This window comes from Streptomyces sp. NPDC000941, from assembly GCF_053599555.1.
In genome coordinates this window covers 1-2,733 of record NZ_JBSFMM010000483.1, presented here as the reverse complement: position 1 = coordinate 2,733, position 2,733 = coordinate 1, and the positions used below count along the sequence as shown (strand labels likewise).

Here is a 2,733-nt window from a genome sequence, read left to right as displayed (position 1 = left end):
GTGTGGGGGGCGAGGGCTTGTTCGCAGGCGTGGATCGATTGGGCGAAGACGGGTGAGGTCTCCAGCAGTTGTAGTCCCATCCCGGCCCATTGACCGCCTTGTCCCGGGTACACGAACACGACTTTGCCCAGGTCACCGGTCTTCCTCGCCGTACCGGTGACGACAGCGGTGTGGGCTTCGTCGGCCGCCAAAGCATCCAGACCACGCAGGAAGTCGGTGCGGTCGGAGCCGATGACCACTGCGCGATGTGTGAAGGCCGACCGGTGTGCGGCCAGTGAGTATCCGATGTCTGCGAGCCCCGGACCGGAACCGGCTTCGTGAGCCGCGGACACGAACTCCCGCAGCTGGCGCGCCTGGGCACGTAGCGCGTCGGGCGACTTCGCGGACAGCAGCCAAGGCAGGGAGACAGCGGACGCCTTCACGCCTGGCTCCTCCATGGCGGGCGCGGCAGTCGGCCCTGCCACCCCCATACCGTCAGGCTCGTCGGTGGGCGCCTCTTCCAGGATGACGTGCGCGTTGGTGCCGCTGACGCCGAAGGAAGAGACACCGGCACGCCGAGGATGCCCGTTCCGTAGCCACGGCACGGCGTCGGTCAGCAGCCGTACCGCCCCGGCGGACCAGTCCACATGTGGCGAAGGCTCGTCGGCATGCAACGTACGGGGCAGCGTCTCGTGCTGGAGAGCCATCACCATCTTGATCACACCGCCGACACCGGCCGCCGCCTGCGCGTGTCCGATGTTGGACTTCACCGACCCCAGCCATAGCGGATGGTCCTCGGCCCGGTCCTGCCCGTACGTGGCCAGCAGCGCCTGGGCCTCGACGGGGTCACCGAGGACCGTTCCCGTGCCGTGCCCTTCCACCGCGTCCACCTCGGAAGGCGACACCCCGGCGCCGGCCAGGGCCTGGCGGATGACGCGCTGTTGCGCGGGGCCGTTGGGGGCGGTGAGGCCGTTGCTGGCACCGTCCTGGTTGATCGCGCTGCCGCGCACCACGGCCAGAACACGGTGGCCGTTGCGCCGGGCGTCGGACAGCCGCTCGACGAGGAGCATGCCGACGCCTTCCGCCCAGCCCGTGCCGTCGGCCGTGGCCGAGAACGCCTTGCAGCGCCCGTCCGGAGACAGGCCCCGCTGGCGGGAGAACTCGATGAAGGTCGCCGGGGTGGACATCACCATCACTCCGCCGACGAGCGCGAGCGAGCACTCCGCCGTACGCAGCGCCTGACCGGCCATGTGCAGCGCGACCAAGGAGGACGAGCAGGCCGTGTCCACCGACACCGTCGGCCCCTCAAGGCCGAACGCGTAGGCGATACGGCCGGAAGCGACGCTCCCGGAACTGCCGGTCAGGGCATAGCCGGCCACCGCCTGCGGTACCTCCCGCACATGAGCCGCGTAGTCCTGCACGTTGATTCCGACGAAGACTCCGGTCTGACTGCCGCGCAGGGTCTCCGGGTCGATGCCTGCGTGTTCGAACGCTTCCCACGAGGCTTCCAGCAGCAGCCGTTGCTGCGGGTCCATGGCCAGGGCTTCGCGCGGGCTGATGCCGAAGAATGCCGGGTCGAACTCACCCGCGTCGTAGAGGAACCCGCCATGCCGGGTGCAGCAGGTGCCCTCGTGATCGGGGTCCGGGTGATAGATCCGCTCGACGTCCCAGCCGCGGTCCGTCGGGAACTCGGTGATGGCATCAGTGCCAGAGGCGACCAACCGCCATAGATCCTCGGCTGACCGCACTCCGCCCGGATAGCGGCAGGCCATCCCGACGATCGCGACGGGATCGTCCAGAGGTGCTGCCGCCTGGGCGCGCTCGGGCGATGTGCCCGACACGCCCTCGCGCGGTTCGTCGTCGGTCCCGCCCAGCAGCGCCGTACGCAACTGTGTGGCGCACTCCGTGGGGCTTGGATGGTCGAAGACAAGGGTGGTGGGGAGGGCCAGGCCGGTGGCGGCCGCGACGCGGTTTCGGAACTCGACGGCGGTGAGGGAGTCGAACCCCAGCGTGCTGAAGGCTTGCTGAGCGTCGATGGATTCGGGGCTGGAATGCCCGAGCACGGCGGCCACGTGTGTGCGGACGATATCGAGAAGGGCCTGCTGTTGTTCCTTGGGCGAACGCTGTGCCAGTTGCTCGCGAAGAGAGTCGGCGGAGGGCGGGGCGGTATCGCCGCGTAGTACCTGGCGGACCTCGGGGATGTCGTCGATGAGCGGTGCCGGCCGCCGGGCGGTGAAGGTGGTGGCGAAGTCCTCCCAGTCGACATCCGCGACGACAGTGGCGGTGCTGTCGGGGCCGTGGCCGAGGATGCGATCGAGCGCGGCAAGGGCGAGATCAGGGGACATGGCCCGGAGGCCACGGCGGCGCAAGTGAGCGCGCGTGTCTCCGTCCGCGGCCATCCCCGCGCCGTCCCAGGGCCCCCAGGCGATGGAGGTGGCGGGGAGCCCTTGGGCGCGGCGGTGCTGGGCCAGGGCATCGAGATACGCATTGGCGGCGGCGTATCCGGCCTGGTTCGCGCTGCCCCAGGTGCCGGCAATGGAGGAGAAGAGAACAAAGCGCTCGATCGTGTCGTGCTCGCGCAGCAACTCGTGCAGAAGCGCCGCCCCGGTCGCCTTCGCCCCGGCTGTCTCGGCGAGATCCGACGCACTGAGATCGGCGATGGCCGACTTCAGGTTGATTCCTGCGGTGTGGATGATGGTGGTGAGGGGGTGGGTTGGGGGGATGGTGTTGAGGAGGTTGGTGAGTTGGTTGGGG

Annotated in this window: 1 protein-coding gene; it reads right to left on the bottom strand. The window is 69.4% G+C overall.

The genetic code is table 11. The annotated features are described in order from the left end of the window. Positions 1-2,733: type I polyketide synthase (locus ACWDSL_RS52880; RefSeq protein WP_450496863.1), on the bottom strand; the 2,733-nt coding region annotated here is incomplete at both ends.